This is a genomic window from Streptomyces sp. NPDC096176 (assembly GCF_044763255.1).
Lineage (GTDB): Bacteria > Actinomycetota > Actinomycetes > Streptomycetales > Streptomycetaceae > Streptomyces.
This window is the reverse complement of sequence record NZ_JBIWFV010000006.1, coordinates 21,417-45,025: the sequence shown is the minus strand read 5'-3', so window position 1 is coordinate 45,025 and position 23,609 is coordinate 21,417. Positions and strand designations below refer to the sequence as shown.

19 protein-coding genes and 3 pseudogenes are annotated in these 23,609 nt (G+C 69.3%); 9 read left to right on the top strand and 13 right to left on the bottom strand.

The window, feature by feature from the left end; genetic code table 11:
* Positions 1-74 precede the first annotated feature (74 nt).
* Positions 75-1,706: an alkaline phosphatase D family protein gene (locus ACIQ7Q_RS17855; RefSeq protein WP_403862293.1), complete on the bottom strand. Its 1,632-nt coding sequence runs from the start codon at positions 1,704-1,706 to the stop codon at positions 75-77.
* Positions 1,707-1,838: 132 nt separating this feature from the next.
* On the opposite strand from ACIQ7Q_RS17855, the gene ACIQ7Q_RS17850 reads away from it, so the two are divergent.
* Together ACIQ7Q_RS17850 and ACIQ7Q_RS17845 are read left to right on the top strand one after the other, a co-directional pair.
* On the top strand, positions 1,839-2,633 hold the full coding sequence (locus tag ACIQ7Q_RS17850; RefSeq protein ID WP_403862290.1) for an SDR family oxidoreductase: 795 nt from the start codon (positions 1,839-1,841) through the stop codon (positions 2,631-2,633).
* A gap of 46 nt (positions 2,634-2,679) precedes the next feature.
* Positions 2,680-3,135, top strand: a pseudogene (locus ACIQ7Q_RS17845) (pyridoxamine 5'-phosphate oxidase family protein); the annotation flags it as partial.
* A 35-nt stretch (positions 3,136-3,170) separates the two neighbouring features.
* On the opposite strand, the gene ACIQ7Q_RS17840 reads toward ACIQ7Q_RS17845, so the two are convergent.
* On the bottom strand, positions 3,171-4,082 hold the full coding sequence (locus ACIQ7Q_RS17840; protein ID WP_403862287.1) for a slipin family protein: 912 nt from the start codon (positions 4,080-4,082) through the stop codon (positions 3,171-3,173).
* A gap of 183 nt (positions 4,083-4,265) precedes the next feature.
* On the opposite strand from ACIQ7Q_RS17840, the gene ACIQ7Q_RS17835 reads away from it, so the two are divergent.
* On the top strand, positions 4,266-5,255 hold the full coding sequence (locus tag ACIQ7Q_RS17835; RefSeq protein ID WP_403862284.1) for a TerC family protein: 990 nt from the start codon (positions 4,266-4,268) through the stop codon (positions 5,253-5,255).
* Between the two features lie 404 nt (positions 5,256-5,659).
* Here ACIQ7Q_RS17835 and ACIQ7Q_RS17830 read toward each other — a convergent pair whose 3' ends face one another.
* Positions 5,660-5,788, bottom strand: coding sequence for a hypothetical protein (locus ACIQ7Q_RS17830; protein WP_403862280.1), 129 nt, complete (start codon positions 5,786-5,788; stop codon positions 5,660-5,662).
* Between the two features lie 255 nt (positions 5,789-6,043).
* On the opposite strand from ACIQ7Q_RS17830, the gene ACIQ7Q_RS17825 reads away from it, so the two are divergent.
* Both ACIQ7Q_RS17825 and ACIQ7Q_RS17820 read left to right on the top strand, forming a co-directional pair.
* On the top strand, positions 6,044-6,211 hold the full coding sequence (locus ACIQ7Q_RS17825; protein WP_403862277.1) for a hypothetical protein: 168 nt from the start codon (positions 6,044-6,046) through the stop codon (positions 6,209-6,211).
* A 409-nt stretch (positions 6,212-6,620) separates the two neighbouring features.
* Positions 6,621-7,205 carry a TetR/AcrR family transcriptional regulator C-terminal ligand-binding domain-containing protein gene (locus ACIQ7Q_RS17820; protein WP_403862274.1) on the top strand — a complete coding sequence of 195 codons (585 nt, stop codon included), beginning with the start codon at positions 6,621-6,623 and terminating at the stop codon, positions 7,203-7,205.
* A gap of 91 nt (positions 7,206-7,296) precedes the next feature.
* Here the strand turns inward: ACIQ7Q_RS17820 and ACIQ7Q_RS17815 are convergent, their stop codons facing one another.
* The 6 genes from ACIQ7Q_RS17815 to ACIQ7Q_RS17790 form a co-directional block, all read right to left on the bottom strand.
* Positions 7,297-8,004 carry a hypothetical protein gene (locus ACIQ7Q_RS17815; RefSeq protein WP_403862271.1) on the bottom strand — a complete coding sequence of 236 codons (708 nt, stop codon included), beginning with the start codon at positions 8,002-8,004 and terminating at the stop codon, positions 7,297-7,299.
* 356 nt (positions 8,005-8,360) lie between these two features.
* Complete coding sequence (locus tag ACIQ7Q_RS17810; RefSeq protein WP_403862268.1) at positions 8,361-8,984, bottom strand: malonic semialdehyde reductase; 624 nt, start codon at positions 8,982-8,984, stop codon at positions 8,361-8,363.
* A gap of 150 nt (positions 8,985-9,134) precedes the next feature.
* Positions 9,135-11,153: an acetoacetate--CoA ligase gene (locus tag ACIQ7Q_RS17805; RefSeq protein ID WP_403862265.1), complete on the bottom strand. Its 2,019-nt coding sequence runs from the start codon at positions 11,151-11,153 to the stop codon at positions 9,135-9,137.
* 16 nt (positions 11,154-11,169) lie between these two features.
* Positions 11,170-12,780: a bifunctional 3-(3-hydroxy-phenyl)propionate/3-hydroxycinnamic acid hydroxylase gene (locus ACIQ7Q_RS17800; RefSeq protein ID WP_403862262.1), complete on the bottom strand. Its 1,611-nt coding sequence runs from the start codon at positions 12,778-12,780 to the stop codon at positions 11,170-11,172.
* Positions 12,777-13,754, bottom strand: a complete 978-nt coding sequence (locus tag ACIQ7Q_RS17795; RefSeq protein WP_403862259.1) for a fumarylacetoacetate hydrolase family protein — start codon at positions 13,752-13,754, stop codon at positions 12,777-12,779. Before ACIQ7Q_RS17795 ends, ACIQ7Q_RS17800 begins: the two co-directional genes overlap by 4 nt.
* Entirely contained in the window at positions 13,751-14,896 is a 1,146-nt protein-coding gene (locus tag ACIQ7Q_RS17790; protein WP_403862256.1) for a VOC family protein, read from the bottom strand. Before ACIQ7Q_RS17790 ends, ACIQ7Q_RS17795 begins: the two co-directional genes overlap by 4 nt.
* A 135-nt stretch (positions 14,897-15,031) precedes the next feature.
* On the opposite strand from ACIQ7Q_RS17790, the gene ACIQ7Q_RS17785 reads away from it, so the two are divergent.
* Positions 15,032-15,667, top strand: coding sequence for a TetR/AcrR family transcriptional regulator (locus ACIQ7Q_RS17785; RefSeq protein ID WP_403862252.1), 636 nt, complete (start codon positions 15,032-15,034; stop codon positions 15,665-15,667).
* A gap of 47 nt (positions 15,668-15,714) precedes the next feature.
* Positions 15,715-16,548, top strand: a pseudogene (locus ACIQ7Q_RS17780) (helix-turn-helix transcriptional regulator); the annotation flags it as partial.
* Positions 16,549-16,721: 173 nt separating this feature from the next.
* On the opposite strand, the gene ACIQ7Q_RS17775 reads toward ACIQ7Q_RS17780, so the two are convergent.
* Positions 16,722-17,768 carry a zinc-binding dehydrogenase gene (locus ACIQ7Q_RS17775; RefSeq protein WP_403862249.1) on the bottom strand — a complete coding sequence of 349 codons (1,047 nt, stop codon included), beginning with the start codon at positions 17,766-17,768 and terminating at the stop codon, positions 16,722-16,724.
* Between the two features lie 136 nt (positions 17,769-17,904).
* Positions 17,905-21,141, bottom strand: a complete 3,237-nt coding sequence (locus tag ACIQ7Q_RS17770; protein WP_403862246.1) for a cytochrome P450 — start codon at positions 21,139-21,141, stop codon at positions 17,905-17,907.
* A gap of 250 nt (positions 21,142-21,391) precedes the next feature.
* Here ACIQ7Q_RS17770 and ACIQ7Q_RS17765 point away from each other — a divergent pair, with 250 nt between their 5' ends.
* Together ACIQ7Q_RS17765 and ACIQ7Q_RS17760 are read left to right on the top strand one after the other, a co-directional pair.
* Positions 21,392-22,015: a TetR/AcrR family transcriptional regulator gene (locus ACIQ7Q_RS17765; RefSeq protein ID WP_403862243.1), complete on the top strand. Its 624-nt coding sequence runs from the start codon at positions 21,392-21,394 to the stop codon at positions 22,013-22,015.
* Positions 22,016-22,359: 344 nt separating this feature from the next.
* Positions 22,360-22,602: pseudogene (locus ACIQ7Q_RS17760) on the top strand (FUSC family protein); the annotation flags it as partial.
* Positions 22,603-22,735: 133 nt separating this feature from the next.
* Here the strand turns inward: ACIQ7Q_RS17760 and ACIQ7Q_RS17755 are convergent.
* Both ACIQ7Q_RS17755 and ACIQ7Q_RS17750 read right to left on the bottom strand, forming a co-directional pair.
* Positions 22,736-23,065, bottom strand: coding sequence for an NIPSNAP family protein (locus tag ACIQ7Q_RS17755; protein WP_403862240.1), 330 nt, complete (start codon positions 23,063-23,065; stop codon positions 22,736-22,738).
* A 146-nt stretch (positions 23,066-23,211) separates the two neighbouring features.
* Positions 23,212-23,601: an SsgA family sporulation/cell division regulator gene (locus ACIQ7Q_RS17750; RefSeq protein ID WP_403862237.1), complete on the bottom strand. Its 390-nt coding sequence runs from the start codon at positions 23,599-23,601 to the stop codon at positions 23,212-23,214.
* Positions 23,602-23,609: the final 8 nt, after the last annotated feature.

The window sequence follows — 23,609 nt, the reverse complement described above, 5'->3', positions numbered from 1 at the left end:
ACTCCTTTCCGGCGCGAACGCGTGAAGAGGGGCGGGCGACCGCCACCCGGGCGGGAGTCACAGCTGTCCGCTGGTCACACCTGTTCGAGACCGGGGTTGCCCGCCTCGGTCACGAACGAGGCCGTCGTGGAGACGGGCGCGCCCGGTGTCGTGACGGCCGCGACCGTGCGGAAGTCGGCGCGCGCCTGCTGCTCGCCGAGGGTGATCGTCACATAACCGCGGCGGCCGTTGTAGAACTTCATGTGCGGGTTGGCCCGGGTGTAGGTGTCCCAGGTGGCCGGCCTGTCGGCGCCGTCCTTGCCACTGGTGATGGAGGTGGCGACGATCTCGGTGCCCACGACCTTGGCGCCGGGCGTCTCGTAGTCGCGCTTGATGTCGTAGGCGTACGCGACGTGCACGTCCCCGGTGAGGACCATCAGATTGCGGACGCCCGCCGACTCGGCGCCGTCCAGTATCCGGTCACGGGAGGCCGGGTAGCCGTCCCAGGCGTCCATGCTGACCACGGCGACCTCGTTGAGGTCGAGCTTGCGCTGGGAGAAGTTGACCTGCTGCGGTACGACGTTCCACACGGCCGTGGAGGCACGCCAGCCGTCTATCAGCCAGCGTTCCTGCTGCGCGCCGGTCATCGTGCGTGACGGGTCCTCGGACTCGGGGCCGGGAATGTGGGCCCTGTCGCCGTACGCCTGGTCGGAGCGGTACTGGCGGGTGTCGAGCACGTCGAACTGGGCGAGCTGGCCGAAGTGCAACCGGCGGTACAGCTGCATGTCCGGACCGCTGGGCTGCTGCGGGGCGCGCAGCGGTTGGTTCTCCCAGTACGCGCGGTAGGCGGAGGCCCTGCGCAACAGGAACTCCTCGGGCGGTACGCCGTTCTCCGGGGTCCCGTCGGCGTAGTTGTTCTCGGTCTCGTGGTCGTCCCAGGTGAGGACGAAGGGGTGCGCGGCGTGGGCGGCCTGCAGGTCGGGGTCCGACTTGTAGAGGCCGTAGCGCAGCCGGTAGTCCTCGAGCGTGACCGTCTCGCGGTTGAAGTGGGCGGGCAGGACGCGGTCGCTGTAGTTGCGTGCGCCGCCGGCGGAGTTCACGGCGTACTCGTAGAGGTAGTCGCCGAGGTGGAGCACGACGTCGAGGTCCTCGCCCGCCAGGTGCTTGTAGGCGGTGAAATAGCCGTCGTGATACGCCTGACAGGACACGGCGGCAAGCTTCAGCTCACTGAGGACGGCGCCGGGGGCGGGCGCTGTGCGGGTGCGGCCGGTGGGACTGATCCACGTGCCGGTGCGAAAACGGTAGTAGTAGACGCGGTCCGCCTCGAGACCGACCGCCTCGACGTGGACGCTGTGGTTGAACTCGGGGAAGGCGGTGACGGCGCCGCGCTTGGCGATCCGGGTGAAGGCGGCGTCGTGGGCGACCTCCCACTGGACCTGGACCCTGGCCTGCGGCAGGCCGCTGCCCGGTTCGTACGGTTTCGGCGCGAGGCGCGTCCACAGCACGACGGAATCGGGCTGCGGGTCGCCGGAGGCGACGCCCAGGGTGAAGGGCTCCTCGGTGATCTTGCGCCCGTTGACGGTGGCGGCGTGCGCGGTGCCGGGCATGTTCACCGTGAAGGCGAGCGCGGCGGCGGCGGACGTGACGGTGAAGAAGCCGCGGCGGCCGAGGCGCCGGGCCGCCGCGGCTCTGAGTTCGGGCGAGTGGGTGCGGTGCGCGGGTGTCATATGGCCCTCCCCTTACGGCTGTTGTCAGTCGCATTGGAGCCGGAGCCGACGAACCCGCGTTGTCACGAACACGACATCCGCATGGCGGTCGGATGAGTTCCGTGGAGGTCACCTCCGCGTACGCTGCGGGCCATGAACGCTGCACGAAGGATTGCCGTGGTGACGGGTGCCGGCTCCGGCATCGGCCGGAGCGTGGCACTGGAACTGACGCGAAGCGGGCAGGACACCGTCACCGGTTCGCGCGTTGGCCCGAAATGGGCAGTGGTACTCGCCGGACGCCGCAGTGAGACGCTCGAGGAGACCGCGGCGCTCACCGGTCAGGACGCCGACGTGCTGTGCGTGCCGACGGACGTGACGGACCCGGAAGCGGTGACCGCGCTCTTCGCGGCGGTCCGCGAGCACTACGGCCGCGCGGATCTGCTCTTCAACAACGCGGGCACGTTCGGCCCCGGCGGCATCCCCTTCGAGGACCTGCCGTACTCGGCGTGGCGCAAGGTGGTCGACACCAACCTGACAGGCGCTTTCCTGTGCGCGCAGGCGGCGTTCCGCCAGATGAAGGACCAGACCCCGCAGGGCGGCCGGATCATCAACAACGGCTCGATCTCGGCCCACACCCCGCGCCCCGACTCGGCGCCGTACACCGCGACCAAGCACGCGCTGACGGGCCTGACGAAGTCGCTGTCGCTGGACGGCCGGCCGTACTCGATCGCCTGCGGGCAGATCGACATCGGCAACGCGGCCACGGACATGACGCAGGCCATGCAGGCCGGCGTCCTCCAGGCGAACGGCGAAATGGCGCAGGAGCCGGTGATGGACGCGGGTGACGTGGCGCGGACCGTGCGCCACATGGCGGAGCTGCCACTGGAGGCGAACGTGCAGTTCGCGACGGTGCTGGCGACGAACATGCCGTTCATCGGGCGGGGCTGAGCGGGCGGGCGGGAATGCCGTGGGGGCCAAGGGAGTTGAGGCGATCATGGCCCTAGGGCCCGCACCCCGCCCGCTCTCCGACGAAGCGCTCTCCGCCCTGCTGGGCGAGCAGCAGTCCGGCACACTCGCCACGAACAGACGCAGCGGCCACCGGCACCTGGCGACGATGCTCCACCACTGGGACCCCGCCACCCGCGTCGTGCGGTTCTCCACCACCGCCGACCGGGTCAAGCCCAAGCACCTGAGCCGCGACACCCGGGCCGCCGTTCATGTGCAGGGCCCCGACGTGTGGTCGTTCGCCGTCGCGGAGGGCGAGGCGGAGGCATCCGACATCACGGCCGAGCCGGGAGACGCTGTGGGCCGCGAACTGCTCTCGATGCTCCCGGAGGCCGCGAGGCCGCAGGACCCGGCGGCGTTCCTGGCCCAGCAGGTCGCGGAACGCCGCGTGGTCATCCGCCTCAAGGTGCAGCGGCTCTACGGGACGGCGGTCGACATCGAGGGCTGGGACCGGCGCCCCGCACCCTCTCGGAGAACTCCTCAGGCAGGGGCGAGGCGCTCCTTGTCAGGCACGGTCTCGGGGCCCTGGGCCTCGGGTGCGGGCTCCTCGAAGGCGGTCACGGGGCTCTCCTGCTTCGGGGCGGCGGCCTGGACGACTTCCTGTGCGGCCTGTGCCGCTTGTGCGACCTGGGGCGGGGTGGCCTTCTCAAGGAAGCGCAGCAACTCGACGGGGAAGGGCAGGACCAGGGTCGAGTTCTTCTCGGCGGCGACGGCCACCACGGTCTGCAGCAGCCGCAGTTGCAGCGCCGCGGGCTGATCGGCCATCACACCGGCCGCCTCCGCCAGTTTCCTGGACGCCTGCAGCTCCGCGTCGGCGTTGATGACGCGGGCCCGCCGCTCACGGTCCGCCTCGGCCTGCCGGGCCATCGACCGCTTCATCGTCTCCGGCAGGGAGACGTCCTTGATCTCGACGCGGTCGATGGTGACGCCCCACTCGACGGCGGGACTGTCCATCATCAGCTCGAGGCCCTCGTTGAGCTTCTCGCGGTTGGAGAGCAGATCGTCCAGCTCGCTCTTGCCGAGAATCGAGCGCAGCGAGGTCTGCGCCATCTGGGAGACGGCGAAGCGGTAGTCCTCGACGCGGATGATCGCGTCGGCCGGATCGACGACCTTGAAGTAGATGACGGCGTCCACGCGGACCGTGACGTTGTCCCGGGTGATGCCGTCCTGCGCGGGCACCGGCATGGTCACGATCTGCATGTTCACTTTGTGCATGCGGTCGACGCCCGGGATCACCATGGTGAAGCCGGGGTTGCGTATCTGACCGTGCAGCCGGCCGAAGCGCAGGACCACCCCTCGCTCGTACTGCTTGACCACTCGCGCGGCGCTGATCACGTACATGGCTGCGGCTGAGCCCGCCAGGGCCAGCGTTGCCAGCAGTTCCTGGACCATGACGGCCGCCTTCCCCTGGAATGGACGCCCCGTAGACCGTATGCCCACTTTTGCCATCTCTTGACCCTCCGGGAGGCGGGTCTCTGCCGCCGACACTCCGGTCCCGGCGCGCCACGGGGCGAGATGCCGCACACTCCTGTATAAGGCCCGAGGCAGCCCGCGGAACCACGGTGAGGATGCAGCGTGCTCGATGTGCCGTTCTGGCTCTGGGGAACTTTCGCCGCGACCGTGGTGCTGTCGCTGGCGTTGGACCTGCTGGCCCACCGCGGCGCCCATGTCATCGGATTCAGGGAAGCGGCGCTCTGGAGCGGGCTGTGGATCAGTCTCGCGCTCGTCTTCGCCGTCGTCGTGTTTTTTGTCCTCGGCCCGACTGCGGGAACGGAATACACCACCGCATGGCTTCTCGAGAAAAGCCTGTCGGTCGACAACCTCTTCGTCTTCGCGCTGATCTTCGCGTACTTCAAAGTGCCACGGGAGTATCAGCACCGCGTGCTGTTCCTCGGCGTCATCGGCGCGCTGCTCTTCCGCGGAATCTTCCTGACCCTCGGGGTGGCGGTGGTCAGTCGCTTCACCGCCGTGCTGTTCGCCTTCGCGGCCGTCCTCTTCTACAGCAGCTACAAGATCCTCAAGGAGGAGGACGAGAAATTCGATCCGGGACGGAGTTTCGCCGTACGCCTGCTGCGCAAGGCCATGCCGGTGCGGGAGGAGTACGCGGGCACGAAGTTCTTCGTCAAGGAGGCCGGCAAACGCGTGGCCACACCGCTCCTCGCGGTCGTCGCCGCCATCGAGGCGGCCGACCTGATCTTCGCCGTGGACAGCGTGCCGGCCGTACTCGCGGTCAGCGACGACGCCTTCATCGTCTACACCAGCAACGCGTTCGCCATTCTCGGCCTGCGGGCACTGTATTTCCTGCTCGCGGGGCTGCTCGACAGGTTCCGCTACCTGAACAACGGCCTTGCGGTCATCCTGTCCTTCATCGGCGTGAAACTCATCCTTCAGGCGTCGCACAAGTTGATCAGCACCGGCATTCCCGAAATCCCGTCGCCGATCAGCCTCGGGGTGATCGTCGTGGTCCTGACCGTCTCCATAGGGATGAGCCTGCGACGACCCGCCAGGTCCGAACGCAAAGCCACGCCCGCCCACGGTGAACCGCCCGAGGGCAAAGAAGAATGAAGAGACCACTGCCCGACTCGCCAGTAAGGACTTATCGTAAAGAAATGGTCAAAGTGATGCGTCAGGGCGGTACGCAGGCGTCACACAAATGTCCCGTCTGCAAGCAGCCCGTTACGGCGACGATCAAGAAGCACAAGTCCCTCGGGGTTTTCGTTCCCGTCTGGATCCCGGATCCGTGCGGGAATCCCCGCTGCCCCGCGCACACCTCGGAGCCGCAATCGCAGAAGCCGGAGCACCAGCACCCGCACCAGGAGGCCGACTGAACACGGCAACGACCGGGGCCGGGGTGGCCAGGGCCGGGGCGGAGGCGGCAGACGAGTCGGGCTGTACGCCGGGGAGAATCACCGCAGCGCTATGACCTGCACAAACATGCGGAGAGGGCGCTTCCGTGGCTACCTTGATGGCTACGTAAGGAGACGCCCCCGCAAGCCCCGCAGCACCCCCATGGCCAGGGAGTCGGTCACGCAGAACACGCCGTCGAAGTCGAGCCCGCTCTCCGTCATCTCCCGGACGCGTTGCGCACCCTCACGCATGCCGAGCCTGTATCTGATCGCCCTCAGGCGCGGAGAGCGGCGTCGAGATCGCGAATGAACTCGCCCACCCGCCCGCCTCCGGGAGGTGCGGCGGGCAGACGGCCGAGCTCCGCGGTGACCGCTGGTGGTGCGTGATGACACGCCCATTCAAGGATCCCCGCAGTGACACGCTGGTCTTCTCCGGATGCCAACTCTTCTGCTCGCGCCGCATGCGCTGCCACACCGAGAATGTGTTTCAACTGATGAGCGCTTGCCTTGGGATGGAGGTACGCAGCGGCGGCCGCATGGCTTGCCGCTCGTGCCGCGTCGACGGCAGCGGGCGAAGCGGCGGACCCCGAGTCCCTCGCCGACGCGGTCCCGTTGGAACTGCTGTCGCCCGGCGGCGCGACGGACGAGACGGCGCTGGTGTTCGTGCGGCTGTGAGTCCTGCCGCTGGTTGATGCCGGGCAGAGGACGCCGTAGAAGTCCAGCATCCTGAGGGTGCGTGCCCGCGTCCGCTCCTTCATGTACGGCCAGGCGGCCTCGACGAGGCCGTCGGCGTTCAGGAGCTGTTCGATGACCTCGAAGTACACGGCTCCCCGGACGTGTTCCGTGGAGTGGCCCGTGATCCGCTCCACGCAGTCACAGCAGCGCTCCAGCACGGCCATCGCGGAGGGCGGCGCCGCCTCGTAGCCGTACGGGAAAAGGGTGAGCCCCCGGCGCTGAACTTTCCCCCTGATCTGTGAGACAGTATGTATCAGGAGCACCTTGTGAGGCAAGCCGTCTCATAGATATCGAGTGACGTCGCCGTCGACCCCCGGCCGCCGCAGAGAAGCGAGGAAACAGGTCTCGGATGAGCCCGTCGAAGGTGGACCCCCGCGCGCAGCGAACCCGCGCGGCAGCCCTGGCGGCCGCGGCCGAGCTTCTAGGGGAGGGCGGGCCCGGGGCGGTCACCCACGCCGCGGTTGCCGAACGCTCCGGTGTCGGCCGGGCCACGGTCTACCGCCACTGGCCGCAACAGCAGCACCTCCTGCTGGACGCCTTGGCCGACTCCACCGAGCCGCTGCTGAGCGTGGGCGAAGGTGCCGTGCGCGACCAGCTGGTGCGCCAACTGGCAGAACGCCTTGACTGGTTCAACCAGTCCCTCTCGGCCTCGGTCACCGCCGCGCTGATCGACCAGGCCGAGCGAGATCCGCGCACGCGGGAGATGCGGCAGCTCCTCTACGGAACTGCCGTCGAGCAGCTCCGCGCGGCGTTGCGGACCGGCGCGAAGCGCGGCGAACTGCGCGCCGGCGCTGACGACCACGCAGCGCTCCTCCTCACCCGGATCATGGGGCCGCTGTTCTTCCGGCGCTACCTGCTCGGCCAGGCCCTGGACGAGGAATTCGTGGTGCGCAGCGTGGACAACGCGCTCGCCTCATGGATGCCGTACGCGTGACGGAGCAGGCGAGACAGGATGGCTCATACGTTACCAGTGAGCGTAGTGCGGAAGCGCCGGTGCCGACGAGGACGACACGGAGCCGGATCCTCTAGCGATTCGTGCCGGTGCTGCCATCGTCGTTCGAAGAGTCCCGCTGGTTCCTCTCGCCCGGAGCCGAAGCGTCCCCTTGTTCGTCCAACAGCTCCAGGAGCGCAGCGTCTGCCCTTTTCTGGTCTTCCTTCGTCAGTTCGACAGGTGCGTTGTTGTATACGGTGTACCGATCGGGATCAATGATGTTGGCGGCCCTCAAGGTGAACGTCAGTAGGGGGCGCCATCCCTTGCGGTGGCCAAGCCTCACTTGTATCTGGACGCGGTAATCACGGGCCTCCGGGAGGAGGAGCCCGGAAAACGGTGCTTCGAACTCGATGAAGAGTTGTCGCGCTTCTCTGCCGGGCACAACGAATCCCGCCGGCAGTTTCGCTTCATCGTCCGACCCCGACTGAAGACGAGACGGTGTGGAAACCCACAGGAGTGGCAGATGAGAGGCCGACTCATCAGGGAACGTCAGTATGAGGTCCTGCACGACTATCGGCTTTGGACCGGTGTTGTGAAGTACGAGCGGAAGCCGCAGGCGTGCCATGGAACCGTGGGCAATCGCTGCAAAGGATTGAGGCTCCCACGACTTCAGGCACCCTTGTCTGGCATTCAGCCACCAGAAGGACGCGACGGTGAAGAGCAATGCGCACACCGACACAACGCTGGCGCCTGTAAATGATGAGATCGCATTCTGATCCGCGGCGACCATAAGCGGAGCCATAGCTTCAGTGTGCCACCCTCAGTGTGGGCGCGCTAACAGGACTCGGTGACGCGAGGCATGGGGCGACCTGCCTCGCGGCGAGCAGCGGCTGGGCCGCCTTCATCCTTCGGCAAGGAAGTGCGCCGGCAAGTTCATCCACATCGGTGTGACCGGCTCGGCACCTCTGGGCACCACCGCCTCTGTTGCCTGGAGGAACGTCGTGAGTCGGCGGGCCATATACGTATGTCGGCGATCTCTGGAAATGAGCGCCGGTACTCAGGAGAGCACCGGCGCCCACGCATGGCACCTCTCACTTCTACGCCGAGTCTCGGGTGATCCGGCTTGGGACCCTGCGCGACCAGGCGACGGCGGTGCCGTCAGGCCCAGGCGACGGCGTCCTCGACGGGCACGCGGGGCAGCCGCGGGAACCACGGGTCGGCGCCGGGGTGACCGAGGTTGACCACCAGATGCGAGCGCCAGCTGGTACCGGCGAAGAACTCCTCGTCCACGCCGGCCCTGTCGAAGCCCGCCATGGGGCCGGCCGCGAGCCCTGCTGCGCGCACCGCGAGCAGGAAGACCCCGGTCTGCAGTGCCGAGTTGTAGGCCGCGAGGCTCTCGCGCGTCTCGGTCTGGTCGGCGAACGCCGCTCGCAGCATGTCGCCGCGGGCCGGGAAGACGGTCGGCATCTGCTCGTGGAAGTCGACGTCGTACGCCAGGATCGCCACGGCGGGCGCACTGAGCGTCTTGGCCCTGTTGCCCTCGTCGAGATGGCGGACCAGTCGCTCCTTGCCCTCGCGGGTGCGCACGAAGAGCACACGCAGAGGCTGACCGTTGGCGGCGCTCGGCGACCAGCGGGCGAGTTCCCAGATCATGGCGAGTTCGTCGTCGTCAACGGTCGTTGCGGCGAAGGTGTTCGCGGTGCGGGCCTCGGTGAACAGCACCTTTCGCCCGGCGTCGTCAAGGACGTCGAGGGTCTGCGGTTCGCGGTCGGTCGTGCTCATGGTTTCTCTCTCTTGCTTCGGTTGTGCGGATGGTGTGGTGCCGGGGCGGGGCCTCCGCCCCGGCACCACGGGGTGGGGACGGGGTTTGCGGAGCCGGGCGGGGCACAAGGACCCGGTGCTGTCACGTGGGCCTGTGGCCCCTGGCCGACGTCATGTGTGGTCTGCTGACCGCTTGTTCCGCTCCGCGCCCAGGCGGGCGAAGTAGGCGATCAGGTCGGGGTTGTCGACGGCCGCGGGGGTGAGGACCTGCTCGGCGGGAGCACCCTGGAGCAGGCGCTTGACGGGAACCTCGAGCTTCTTGCCGGTTTTCGTGTGCGGGATGGCCGGTACGGCGATGATCTCGTCGGGGACGTGGCGGGGTGAGGCGCCGGCGCGGATCGCGTCGCGGATCTTCTCGCGCAGGGAATCGTGCAGGCCGACCCCATCGGCGAGGACCACGAAGAGCGGCATCCAGTAGCCGCCGCCGGGTTCCTCCGCGCCGATGACGAGGGCCTCGGTGATCTCGGGGAGGCGCTCGACGACATCGTGGATGTCGGCACTGCCCAGGCGCACGCCGTTGCGGTTGAGGGTGGCGTCGGAGCGGCCGTGGACGATCACCGAGCCGTGCGAGGTGAGCGTGATCCAGTCGCCGTGCCGCCACACGCCCGGGTAGGCGCCGAAGTAGGAGTCGCGGTAGCGGGCGCCGTCGGGGTCGTTCCAGAAGTAGAGCGGCATCGAGGGCATGGGCCGGGTGACGACGAGTTCGCCAACCTGGTCGCGGACCGGGCGGCCCTCCGCGTCGTAGGCAGCCAGCGCCACGCCGAGGTTGGGGGCGGACAGCTCCCCCGCCCACACCGGGGTTGTGGGGGCGCTGCCGGCGAAGCCGGAGACGACGTCCGTGCCACCGCTGGTGGAGGCCAGCTGGACGCCGGGCCCCACATGGTCGCGAACCCAGGGGTAGGCGGAGGCGGGCAGGGCGGAGCCGGTGCAGCCGACGACGCGGATGGCCGACAGGTCGTGCACGGAGGGTTCGATGCCCAGCTTGTCCATGGCCAGCAGGTACTGGGGGCTGGTGCCGAAGAAGGTGACCTTGTGGCGGGCCGCCAGCTCCCACAGGACGTCCGGGCGCGCATGCGGCGCGGGGCTGCCGTCATAAGTGCACGTGGTGGCGCCGGTCAGCAGGGTGGAGACGACCAGGTTCCACATCATCCAGTGAGAGGTGGTGTACCAGAGCAGGCGGTCCCCGACGCCCAGGTCACAGTGCAGGCCCAGGATCTTCAGGTGCTCCAGCAGGACGCCACCGTGTCCGTGGACAATGCCCTTGGGCACGCCGGTGGTGCCGGAGGAGAACACGACCCACAGCGGGTGGTCGAACGGCACCGGTGTGATGGTGAGGGACTCGACGCGGGTGGCCGCGTCCTCCCAGGGAATCCTCAGCCCCGCGTGCCAGCCCTCGGGCCAGGCGAGGCCCACATGGTCCACGAGAACCGTGGCCTCCAGCGTGGGCAGGGCGCGGGCCAGGTCGAGCGAGGCGGCCCGGCGGTCGTGCGTGGCGCCGTTGAAAAGGTAGCCGTCCGCGGTGATCAGAATCGTGGGTTCGAGCTGGGCGAAGCGGTCGGCGGCGGCCTTGGGTGCGTAGTCCTGGCCGCACACCGACCACACCGCGCCCAGGCTGGCGGTGGCGAGGAAGGCGATGATGGCGTGGGGGGTGTTGGGCAGGTAGCCCACCACCCGGTCGCCCTGTCCTACGCCCAGGTCGCGCAGGGTGGCTGCGACGGAGGCGACCTGGGCGCGCAGCTGCCGGCCCGTGATCTCGTAGTCGGCTCCGGTCTCGTTCAGTGCGGTGATCGCGGGAGCGTCCGGGTGCAGGTTGCGCAGCGCGTGGTGGGCGTAGTTGAGGGTGGCGCCGGGGAACCAGCGGGTGCCGGGCATGGTCTCCTCGGCCAGTACCCGCTCGTACGGAGTGGTCGCATCGATGTCGAAGTACTCCCACACCGCGGCCCAGAACCCCTCCAGGTCGGTGACCGACCAGCGGTGCAGGGCGTCGTAGTCGGTGGGGTCCTTGATGCCTTCGGCGCCCCGGTGCTCAGCGGCCCATCGGGCGAAGTCCGCGATGCGGCTGGCGGCGGCCGCCTTCGGGTCGGGCGGGAGGAACGGTTTCGGATACGGCGTGGGGTGCGGGGTGGTCATGGTGTGGTGCTCCTCGTCAGAGGACGGGCCGGGCATCGGCGGGGCGGCGGGCCGTGTGCAGCAGCGGTGCCCAGGCGGCGGTCTCGGTGAAGTCGCCGGTGCCGGCGCGGACCGTGTCCATCACGACGCGGTCGGGGCGCAGCAGGACGGCGTCCGCCCGGCCGCGTGCCAGCCAGGCGGCCAGGGTGCCGTCGTCGCCCAGGTCGTCGAGGTGAACCGTGGACGCGCCCAGGGCCGTGGCCACGGCCGTCATCCGCGCGGTGGGCGGCACAGCCGTCAGGACGGCGAACGAGTCCCCGAGGACGTCGTCGAGTCGCGTCCGATCGCCGTCGTGATGCACCCAGGGCTGCGGGCAGAAGGTGCCGGCCAGCAGGCGGCCGGTCAGCCCGCGGCGGCGGCGCACCAGAGGACCGGTGGCCAGGGCGGGGCTGAGGTCTCGGCTCACCGCCGCGGTCACGCCCGGGACACGGCAGGCCGCGCCCACGACGGCCCGGCGGAGCGCCGCGGCCCCGTCCTGTCCGCCGGTCATGGCCCAGCCGACGGCGACCGCGACGCGGATCACACGGCGTGCGTGCGGCTTGCGTTCCTGCTCGTAGGTGTCCAGCAACCGTTCATCCCTGCCCTCCTGGAGGACGCGGGCGAGTTTCCAGGTGAGGTTGTAGGCGTCACGCAGGCCCGCGCACAGCCCCTGCCCGACGAAGGGCGGGGTGAGGTGGGCGGCGTCTCCCAGCAGGAAGACGCGTCCCCGGCGCCATCGGTCGGCGAGGCGGGCACGGAAGGTGTACTGCGCCTGCCGGAGCACCTCGAAGTCGTCCCACGGGGCGTCGGACGGCAGGTCCACCCAGGGGGCGACCAGTTCACGCAGGCGCTCCCGCCCCTCCGGCCCGTCCAGTTGCTCGCTCTCGGGGACCCGGAACTCCCAGCGGTAGCGGTCCTCGCCGACCCGCATGAAGGTGGCCGGCCGGGTGGGACAGCAGATCTGCTCGGCGCCCTCCCAGGTACGCACCCGGCGGCTGGTGCGCACGTCGATGACTCGCCAGCTCTCCTCAAAGTGCAGGTCCTCCCATGCGGCGCCGATGGCGTCGCGGGTCATGCCGCCCGCGCCGTCGCAGCCGAGGACGGCATCGGCCCACACGTGTTCCTCCTCCTCGCTGCCGTCGCGGCGGAAGGTGACCTGGACCGGAGCCGTCGAACCATGTGGTCTGTCGGTGTCCTGGGTGACGGACACGACCTCCACCCCGCCCCGCAGCTCGCACTCCGGGCGGCGCGCCAGGGCCTCGCGCAGCAGGCGTTCCAGCTCGGGCTGGTCGAACATGCTGGTCTGCGGGAAGCCGTGGTGTCCGTGCAGGGACCGCGCGAACTCGGCGATCATGCGGCGCCGGGCGTCCAGCAGCCGCAGCCCGCGCGCCGGGCGGGCGAGGGCGGCGAACTCCTCGTGGACACCGACGCTCTGCAGGATCCGGCGGACCTCGTCGTCCACGACGACGGCGCGCGGCAGGGGGTAAAGGTCCTGGTGGCGTTCGAGGACGAGGGTGCGCACGCCCTGCCGGGCGAGCAGCAGGGCGGCCGTGACCCCCACCGGTCCCGCGCCGATGATCACCACCGGTGTCCTGCGTGAGGTGTTCACTTGGCGTCCGTCACGGGGGTGCGCTGCTCGCCGAGGTCGATCCGCCCGTCGGGGGTGGCGATGGTGGCGGTGATGACCTCACCGTCGCGCAGGTAGAGCGGATTCTTGGCCTGGCGCTTGAAGAACGCCTTCCACTTGGTCGCGGGCGGCAGCAGCGCGCCGATCTTCTCGACCACCTTGGACGGGGCCTTCAGGGCGGTGCCCCCCGGAGTGCCGGTCAGCAGCAGGTCCCCCGGGGCGAGGGTCTGGAAACGGGCGAGCAGGGTCAGCGCCTGCGCGGGCCGTACGATCATGTCGGCCAGCGTGCGGTCCTGGCGCGGTGCGCCGTCGACCGACAGCTTGAGCCGCAGGTCGGTCAGGTGGTCGAAGTCCTCGGGGTCCAGCAGGGCCAGGTAGGGCCCCGTCGGCGTGAAGGTCGGGTAGGACTTGCTCTCGTAGAACTGGGTCTTGGTCAGCTGGACGTCGCGCGCGCTGACGTCGTTGGTGAGGACCAGCCCGGCGACGTAACGCGACAGGTCGCGCTCCTCGACGACGGTGCCCACCGGCAAGGGGGCACCTATGACAAGGCCGAGTTCCACCTCGTAGTCGAGGAACTTCACGTGCGCGGGGCGGACGATCGTGTCGTGCGGGCCGCTGACCGAGCCGGACGCCTTGCGGAAGAAGGTGGGCGGGATCTCGCCACGGAAGCCCGAGTCACGGGCGTGGCTTCGGTAGTTGACCATCTGGGCGACCACCCGGCAGGGGGCGGTGACCGGAGGCAGAGCCACCAGGTCGGCGACGGGCGTGCCGCTCTCGTCGGAGGCGGCGGCCGCGTGGACCGCAGCACGGTCGGCGAGCAGCTCGGCGGTGGTGACCGCCTTGGTGTCGATACGGACGGCGCGCTCGGTTGGGGTCTCCCCTGCTCGAGCGGAGTCGAGAGCTTGGGGAAGGACGACCCACCAGCCCTCGGTGGTGCGCAGAACATTCGTGCTCATGAGCTCATCGCTTTCATCAGGCCCAGCAGGCGTGCGGGGTCGAGTTCGTTGTCGCCGCGCAGGGCCGTCATGACCTCGCGGAGCTTGGCGGGGGACGGGTTGGCGCCCAGGAAGTCGCGGGTGACCGGCGGGCCCCACTGCGACAGGCCGCTCGCCGACATCGGCGCCCATCCGGGTTCGAGGTCGCAGGAGAACAGGTCGCCGTCGGCGAAGTGCTCCAGCATGAAATGGTCGGGGTCGCGCCAGTAGTCGAACAGCTGGCTGCCCTGGACGTGCCGGCCGATCCCCCAGCTGCGCCGGTAGCCGCGCTCGGCGAGGTACTCGCCGCCGGCGGCGATCGCGTCGAGGTCGGTGACCTGGTAGGCGGAGTGGACGTAGCCGGTTCCGGGCCCCAGATGCAGGGCGAGAGTGTGGTGGTCCACGGCCGCGCCGCCCTGGTCGCAGCGGATGAACGCCATGGTCGGCCCGCGCCCGCGCTGCCCGTCCAGGAACAGGAAGTCGCTGACGATCATGCCGAGGGTGTCCAGGTACCAGTTCAGGGTCCGCTGGAACACGCGGGTCTCCAGCACCACGTGCCCGAGCCGCTGGATACGTGACGGCTCGCGGGGCGCTCGCTGGGTGGCGTTCGTACGGCGGTGTTCGCCGCCGGTGTTGAGGAGCAGCGGCTGCTGGTCGGGCAGCGGGGGCAGCTGCTCGGCGCAGTGCACGACCCGGACGGGGAAGCCGGAGGGGTCGAGCAGGGTGACCGACTGTCCGCCGCCGGGCACGTCGATGTCCCGGACAGAACTGCCGGTGGCGCGGGCGAGCCGGTCGAGATCGGCCCGTTCGGCCGCGCGGAACGCAGGCCCGATGAAGCGGGACGCCTGGCCACGCCGGATGACCATGCACGGTGAGCCCGCGAACGTACCGCGCAGCCACAGTTCGCCCTCGGTGCGGGCGGCGACCGCGAATCCGAAGTCACGTGCGAACACCTCGGCCCGGTCCAGGTCGGGCTTCTCGAATTCCAGCCATGCCAGGTCGGCCGCCTTGATGACGGGGTTGCGCGCGCGTCCGGGGTGCTCGCCCCGCAGGGCGCCCAGCTCGCTGTGGAGATCCTGGTGGGGCGTCGCCAGGTCGGCCGTGTTAACGGGGGTGCGGGACATGGTGTCCTCCAAGCAACATTGCCGTAATGAGGAAATTATCAGCTTTGCAGATACCCATCGTCAATAGAAGGAGGCCATAAAGTTGAGAGAATCATCAGTAATGCGGTGATCATCGGGAAGCTGTACACTCGGCGTATGCCGACGCCAGCCCCGCCCAAGAACCGCTTCGAGCGGCGCCGCGCCGAAACCCGTCAGGCACTCATCCGTGCGGCCCGGCAGATCCTCGCGGAGACCGGGGACACCAGCGCCAGCATCCAGGCCATCGCCGAGCGCGCGGATGTCGGTTTCGGCTCCTTCTACAATCACTTCGAGTCCAAGACGGAACTGTTCGACGCGGCGGTGACGGACGCGCTGGAGGAGTTCGGCCAGGTCATCGACGAGCGCGTACAGGGCATCGAGGACCCCGCCGAGCTCGTCGCCGCGGGCTTCCGGCTCACCGCCCGGATGGTCGACTCCCACCCCGAGCTCATGCGGATCCTGCGCGACCGCGGTCTGGCCCACGTCCACTCCGACCGCGGCCTGTCCCCGCGCGCCCTGCGCGACCTCGAGATCGGTATCGCCTCGGGCCGCTTCAGCTGCCCCAACGCGACCACCGCCCTGTCCGCCGTGGGAGGCGCCCTGATCTCCCTCGTGGCGCTGCGGCTGGCCCCGACCGACCTCGACGGCGACGAGGCCGCCTCCGACCTCGCCGAAATGGTCCTGCGCATGCTCGGCGTCCCCCCGGACGAGGCCCACGAGGTCACCCGGCGCCCACTGCCCGATCTCGACTGACCACTGCACGGCATACAGGGGCCCGGCGTCCGAACGGCCAGACGGCCATGGACTCCGGGCCCCCGCGTGCTTCCCGCTGTCGGCTGCTTCATGGCCGCCAGGGCCGCGTCGACACCCCTCGGCGGGACGGCCCACCCGCTATGCCCCCCGTGGACCCTCGCATCGGCCTGGCCGCCCTGATCCGCGCGCGTCGTCTGGAGCTGGAGCGCGCGGCGGCCTCACTGGACGCCTACGGTGCCGAGTTCAACGAACGCAAGCTGGGCGCCGATCCGAACCGACTGGTCGAGATCGTCGAGGGACCGGCCGCGATCACCGCCTGGCTGACCGAGCTGATGGCGGGCGCCGAACACGAGGTCCTGTGCTTCGACACCCCGCCCTACCTCACGCCTGACGCCGGCGCGTTGCAGTCCGAAGAGGAGCTGCTGGCCCGTGGCGTGCGGGCACGGGCGATCTACTCCAGCCAGGTACTGGCCATCCCCGAGCGCGCGGAACTGCTCCAACACCTCGGGGAACAGGCCCGGGTGCTGCCCCATGTGCCGCTGAAGCTGCTGGTCTTCGACCGCCGAGATGCCCTTGTTCCGCTCACCGCCGGCGCCGACGGCCTGCGCAGTACTGCCGCCCTCGTGCACCGGTCACCACTGTGCGACGCCCTCGTCGACCTCTTCGAGGCGATCTGGCAGCAGGCCACTCCCGTTTTCGGCAGCGAGGCCCGGGAGACGGAGGACCATCCCGACCTCAGCGAGGCCGACCGTGCTCTGCTCCACCTGCTCCACACCGGGCTGAAGGACGAGACCATAGCCCGCCAGCTCGGCCTCAGCGAACGCACCCTGCGCCGCAGGATCACCGACCTGACCACCTGCCTCGGGGCAACGAGCCGATTCCAGGCGGCGCGCAGGCGGTCCGCCGCGGCTGGCTGTGAGCCGAGCGGACCGCCGGGTGCCGGGCCCGGCTTCGCCGAGGCGGGGGCGAACGACCGTGGGCGCCGGTGCTCCCTCAAGCACCGGCGCCCACTCACCCCTGCCCGAGGTGGCTTTGATGTCCTACTGAACGGATGTCAGGGGACGAGGATGAGACGGATCGGGTCGCCGATCTTGTTCTCCAGGCGGTGGACCGCGTCGGCCGCGCCGGCCAGCGGGATGTGGTCGGTGATGGAGGGGGCCAGGTCGAGGCGGCCGCGGGCGGCCAGCTGCACCAGCTCGTAGACACCCTCGGGGGTGCCGCCGTAGTGACCGCGCACCTGCTTCTGCATGTAGTTGAAGGTCAGGCCCTCGGTGATAGTGAGCGGCCTGGGCGTGATGCCGACCAGGATGAGGCTGCCGCCCAGGCCGAGCGCCGCGGCGGCCTGCTCGCGGACGGCGGGAACGCCGGCGCAGTCGAAGGCGAAGTCCAGGCCGCGTCCGGCGGTGGCCGCGCGTACCTGGTCGGCGAAGTCGGGGGCGGCCGGGTCAAGAGCGAGGTCGGCCCCGAAGCTCAGGGCGCGCTCGCGGGCGCTGGGCAGCGGGTCGATGGCGATGATCGGCGCGGCACCGACCAGGCGGGCGACGCGCACGTTGTGTGCGCCCACTCCGCCCACACCCCACACACCCACGGACTGGGCGGGACGGACACCCGCGGTGGCCACGACGGCGGCGTAGGGGGTGGAGACCGCGTCGGGGATGATCGCGGCCTGGTCGAAGGGCAGGCTGTCAGGGATGGGGACAACGGTCTCCTCGGGGGTGACCATGTACTGGGCCCAGCCGCCGTTGTAGTCGATGCCGGCGGTGCGCACCTGGGTGCAGGGGCGGTGGCGCACGCAGCCGTCGCAGTGACCGCACGCTTTGCCGGCCTCCAGGGCCACGCGGGTGCCGACGGCCAGGTCCCGCTTGAGGCCGGGGCCCAGGGTGTGGATCACACCGGAGACCTCGTGGCCGACGGTCACCACGTCGGACTCGAGGAAAAGAGGGGGAAGGGTTCCGTCGATCAGGTGGACGTCGGACAGGCAGACACCGGCGGCCTTGACCTCGATGAGGACCTCGCCCGGGCCGGGCACGGGGACGGGCACCTCCTCCACGAGGAACTTCTTGCTGTCCACGTGGAAGCGTCCGGCAAGCATCGTGTCCATGGTGAGCTTCTTTCTTTGAGCGGCACGCCTCGCCGTTCGGGCGATGGGTGCCGTGTGATGCCGTGGAAGTGGGGCTTGGGGCCGGGAGGCGCGCGGGGCGGCAGGTGGCGCCGCACGCCTCCCGGCGTTCGGGGGGTCAGGCGAAGACGTCCTGCTGGTAGCGCTCGTCGGCTTCCAGCTGGGCGAGCCACTGATGGGCGGTCTCGTCGTCCGCGCCGGTCTTCTCGCGGTAGATCGCGGCGAGGGCTTCGCGCACGGCGGGTGCCATGCGGCGGCCGTCACCGCAGACGTAGATGTACGCGCCGTCTTCGATGGCCTGCCACACCGTGTCGGCGGTGTTGGCAAGGGTGTTCTGCACGAACCGGGCCGGGTGGCCGGTCACCGCGGAGTAGGCGGTGTGGACCTGGGCGATGCCAGCCTGCTCCCAGTCCTGCATCTCCTGGCGGTAGAAGTAGTCGTGCTCGGGGTGGCGGCAGCCGACGAACACCTGCGACAGGCCGACCTGGGTGCCGCCTGCGTGCTGCCAGGCGCGCTCCTCCAGGAAGCCGCGCAGCGGCGCGATGCCGGTGCCGGGGCCGACGAGGATCAGCGGCGTGGCGGGGTCCGCGGGCGGGGCGAAGGTCGGGGAGGGCACCCGCACGTAGCCGAAGAACACGTCGCCGGGCTCGAGACCGGCGATGTAGGAGGAGCAGGTGCCGCGGTACTGGCCGTCGCCGGACAGGGCCGGGCCTTCCAGCAGGCCGACGGTCAGGCGCACGTGACGCGGGTTGGCCAGCGGGGCGGAGGAGATGGAGTAGAAGCGGGGACGGATCGGGCCCGTCATCTCCAGGAACACCGCCAGCGGCAGCTCGACCGCGGGGAAGCGCTCCAACAGGCCCAGCACCGAGACCCGCTTGCCCAGGATCTCGCTCTGGTAGCGCTCCTCGGCCTCGTCCGTCTCGGCCGTGTACGCCTGCAGCTGCGGCCGGGTCCACGGGCACTCGGTGTGCTCGGACAGGGTCTGGATCTGGGAACGGGTGGCCACGTCCTGCAGCTCCACGAACTCCGTGAGCAGGAGGCCGGCGGTGACGGCCACACCGACCGGCAGATGGCTGCGGCCGCCCGCGGGCAGGTCCAGTCGCAGTACCTGGTCACGCTCCACGTCCAGGCGGGCGAGTGCGCGGTCAACCAGCTGCGCCTCGTTCTTGGCGAAGACGGCCAGGTGGTTGCCGGTGTCGTAGGTGACACCCTCCGGGAGTTCGACGGTGATGGACTTCGCGGACGGGCGCGGCGGCTCGATCTGGAAGTCCCACAGGCCGGTCGCGTCGGCCACGAGCTCCTCGTTGGCCACCACCGTCAGGGGGTATGCCTGCTCGGAGACGATCGCGGGACGCACGTCGGCCTCGGTGAGCAGCTGAACCTGGTAGCGCGGGCCGCTCGCCTCGGAGGTGTCGGCGGCGTACTCCTCGGCCAGGGTGGCCCACAGGGTGCCCAGCCAGCGACTGGCCATGCCGTCGAAGTCACCCGCGGCATCCGCGATACCGCGCTCGACGACCGGCGTGGCGCCGGCGGCCAGCAGGCCTTCCTCGATCCGCTTGGGGAAGGCCTGGTAGGTGGCCACCCACTGGGTGTTGCCCGCGCCCAGCAGCGCGAACCGCACGTTCTTCAGGGAGCCTTCGGGCAGTCCGGCGGCGAGCAGCTCGTCGAAGCGCTGGGCGTTGTCGGGCGCCTTGCCGTTGTAGCTGGCGGCCACGACGACGAGCAGGCCCTCGGTGGGCAGGTTCTCGGTGGGCAGGTTCTCGCCCAGCTCGTCCAGGCTCATCAGCGTGGTGCCGAAGCCGGAGCGCTCACTGCGGTCGGCGATGGTGCGGGCCAGGTCCTCGCACGAGCCCAGGCTGGAGCCGTAGGCGACGGTGAGGTTCACGCCCACACCGCTGACCGCGGCGGCCTGCTGCGTGTCATCCGTCTGCAGGTCCGCGACGCTGAAGACGGTCCGCTCGTGCTCCTGCCGGGTTCGCACGTTCAGCTTGAAGTCGCCGGGCTTGCGCGTCAGCGCCTCCTTGACGTCCATCTTGTAGTCGGTGGTGTCGGCGAACTTGAACTTCTGCAGCACCATCGCCAGGGCCAGCTTGGCCTCGGTGAGCGCGAACTGCCGTCCGATGCAGGCACGCCGGCCGTTGCCGAACGGCTTGTAGGCGTGCTGGTGGTGCTGGGCGCGGTTCTCCGGCAGCCACCGGTCGATGTCGAACTCCTCCGGCCGGTCCCACGCCTTGGGGTGGCTGTGCAGCGGGCCCATCAGCAGGTTCGTCTGCGTGCCCCGCTCCAGCACGTACTTACCGCCGATGACGGCGTCCTCAAGCGGCGCCTTCATGATCTGCGGGATCGGGGCCCACAGGCGCAGGGTCTCCTCCAGGATCCGCGGGATCACGTCCAGCTTCATGATCGTGTCGTAATCCGGCACCGTGTCGCCCGGCATCACCCGGTCGATCTCCGCGTACGCCTGCGCCAGCACGTGCGGGTTACGCATCAGCGAGTACGTCGCGAACGACAGCAGACCACTGGTCGTCTCGTGACCGGCGATCAGGAACGTCACCACCTGGTCACGGACGTTGTCGTCGTCCAGCGGCTTACCCGTCTCCGGGTCGGTGGCCTCGAGCATCAGACCCAGAAGGTCGCCGTCACTCTTCCTGCCCTGACGGCGCTCCTTGATCACACTCTCGACCAGGTCGCGCATCACCTGGATGTTCGCGCGGTACCTCCGGTCGTCGTCCGCGCGCGCCGCGGTCATCTCCGGCAGCTCACCCGTACGCCGCATCGACTCCGTCAGCGCCTCCAGCAGCGCGTTCAGGAAGGGGTGCAACTCCTCCTTGGCGAACGAGTCGAACCGGTAACCGAACCCCGACAGGGCGATGGTGTCCAGGGTCAGCCGGGTGTAGTCATCGGTGATATTGACCGGCCGGCCCTCGCTGCGCTCCCACTTGCCCACCAGGTTCTCGGCCACCTCCAGCATCTGCCCGAAGTAGCCCTTCATCGCCCGCTGACTGAACGCCGGCATCAGGATCCGGTGCGCCATGCCCCACAGCTCGCCGTCATCCTCCTCATGGGCCGTGAACAGGCCGGTGCCGGTGTAGTCCCGGACATGGGACAGCGGCGCCAGGATCGGCTTGCCGAAACGGGTCTCGTCGCATACCTCGGTGACCAGGTCCGGGTCGTAGACGAAGACGTTCTTCTGACCACCGAGGTCCAGGCTGAAGATGCCCTCGGGGAACTGCTTGGACAGCTCGCTGAAGAACGCGACCGGGTTGGTGTCGGGGATCGGCGGCGTGGGCTCCAGGAGCGGGATCCCGTTCGCGGACCGGACGATGCGGGGGTCGGTCTCGGGGTGTGTGGTCATGGGGCTTACTCCTTCGAGTAGAAGGTGGCGGGCAGGGCGCCGGTGATACCGCGGCGCATGTGCTGCACTGTTCCGCAGAAACATACGTCGTATGGAAGTAGTAGTAACATACGTCGTATGGAAAGTCCACGCAACCCGGGTCGCGCGTGACCGCCGTGCTCGACGTCATTTCCGTACAGCGTACGGAACTGCTACCATACTGGGTATGGAAAAGCTGAGACGTCCCCCGCGGGGAACCAGGAAGAGAGACGTGCCTCTGACCGAGGCCGGCATCTACGCCGCCGCCCTGCGGCTCATCGACGCGGACGGCGTCGACGCGCTCACCATGCGCAAACTCGCGACCGCACTGGACGCGAACCCGATGTCGCTGTACCACCACGTACCGAACAAAGAGGCCGTGCTGCGGGGCGTGGCGAGAATGGTCGGCGCCCAGTTCCGCACCGTGACACTCGAGAACGCCCCCTGGCAGGAGCGCATCCGCCTGCTCGCCACGGATTTCCGGACACTGGCGCACCGCCACCCCAAGCTCATGACCTACTCGTTCAGCCACCAGTCGGACTTCATCCAGCGTGAGGACCCGTTCCTGACAGGGCTCACCGCGACGCTGGGCGCCGCGGGAGTGCCGCTCCTGGAGATCCCGGAGACCGCCGCGATCATCTGCGCCGTCATCACCGGTGTCCTCAATGCCGAACTCAGCGGCGCGCTCCACCAGTGGGCGAACCTCAAGCCCCCCACCGTGCCCACCGCCGACGAAGACGGGCACAGGAACGGCCCCGATGAGGACCACGTCTTCCGCCTGGTGCTGGACACGCTCATCACGGGCCTGGAAGGCCGGCACCCCGCGGGCCGTGACGGCCAGGGCGCCGGTCATTGAGTCCCTGGTCCCACGGCGTTGCGGCCGCGGCCTGAAGCAGGCCCGCGGTCGGGCGAGCCGGGGCCGCGGCGCATGAGGAAGTACCCATCACGCCGGAAAGACCGTCTCGGCGCTGCCGCCGCAGCTGCGTGGTGTGCTGCGGCTGGGCCGGGCGACCGAGCTGTGGCCCAAGGCAGCGGACCGGTGTCGTGCTCGAGATAACCGCCAGGACCGCAGCGTCTGGCGGTTGGATTATGAATGGGTGTCACGTCCGCCTGCTGAGCGTCCTACGACCCGGTTGTTCCCGCCTGCTGCTCCTCAGCGCTCGGGTCACGGCCGGCTGCACCCTGGCCGGCTGAGCCTCCATGGCATTGGGCGTCGGCCGCCCGTACCGGGCCGTGGTCGCCGCCGCCTCGATCTTCCAGTCTGACCTGGCGCTCACCTGGCGACGCACTGTCAATCGAGTCTTCGGCAACTTCGTCGGCCTCACACTGCTCGCCGCTCGGCTGCCGGTCACCCGCACCGGATCACTCGCCCTCGTACTGGCTGTCCTGTTCTTCCAGGTCGCCACCGCGGCGGCGATCAGCCGCGGCTACTGGCTCGGCCAGGTCTGCATCGTCCAGAAGTCTTTGCTGATGCCTCAGTTCGTTCCGGCTGCCCGCCCGAAGCTGCCAGTCGGGCATGGAAGATTGCTCTTCATTCTCACGTCGAGCAGTCTCACGTCGAGCGGCACGGTACCTGTCACCGCAAGGGTGAGTCGGCGGTGGGTGTCAGCACGGTCTCGGCGACGTCGACGATCTGGCCGATGCCGAAGCCCTCCATGTCGGCGCGGAATTCGGGGCTGGACAGGTACGCCTCCAGCCGCTCCTGCACGTCGTCGGCGTCCCTGTAGGAAACGAGGGCGTACAGCTGGGGTGCCTCACTCCCGGGGGCCGCGGGCACCGTCCAGACGCCGTGTGTGGTGATCCGGTGCTTGGCCATACCGGGAATGTGCTGGGACCAGATGTTCTCGTAGGCGACGAGCGCCTCAGGGCTGGACAGTGTGTAGACACGAAGCTGGTACTGGGACATGAAAACTCGTTCCTTTCCTCTGGGTATGGATGTCAGTGGTCGGGGCGTGACGTGGTGGAGGCCGTTTCCGGACCCTCCGTCCGGCGAAAGCGGACGAAGGTGTGGGTGCAACGGGTCCGTCCCGCAGGACAGCTGGGCGGCTTCTCTCAGCTGTCCGCAAACAGGTTCGCCATTTCGGCGCCCCAGTCGATGTGTCCGGACTCGGTGCCCTGTGGCACCAGAGCCTGCGTGTTCTCCAGGAAGGTCTTGACGTCCTGCGCGGAAACCTCGAGCAAGGCGGTGCCCCCGGAAGACCCGAGGGCGATGTACATCGCGCGGTCACCACGGCCGGCGGCCCGCCAGATCCGGATGTCCCCGTTGCCAGCGGAACGACTCAGGCCATCAACCAGAAGATCGCGTCCCAGGACCCATTCCACCGGCTCGTCACTGTCGGTGAAAAAGCAGGCACGGACGACATAGGGATCAGTGGGCTCGTACCGCAGTCGCACATACATGGGCAGGGAGTAGTCCCGCGAGACGACAAGCTGCACGGCCACCCCCTGCA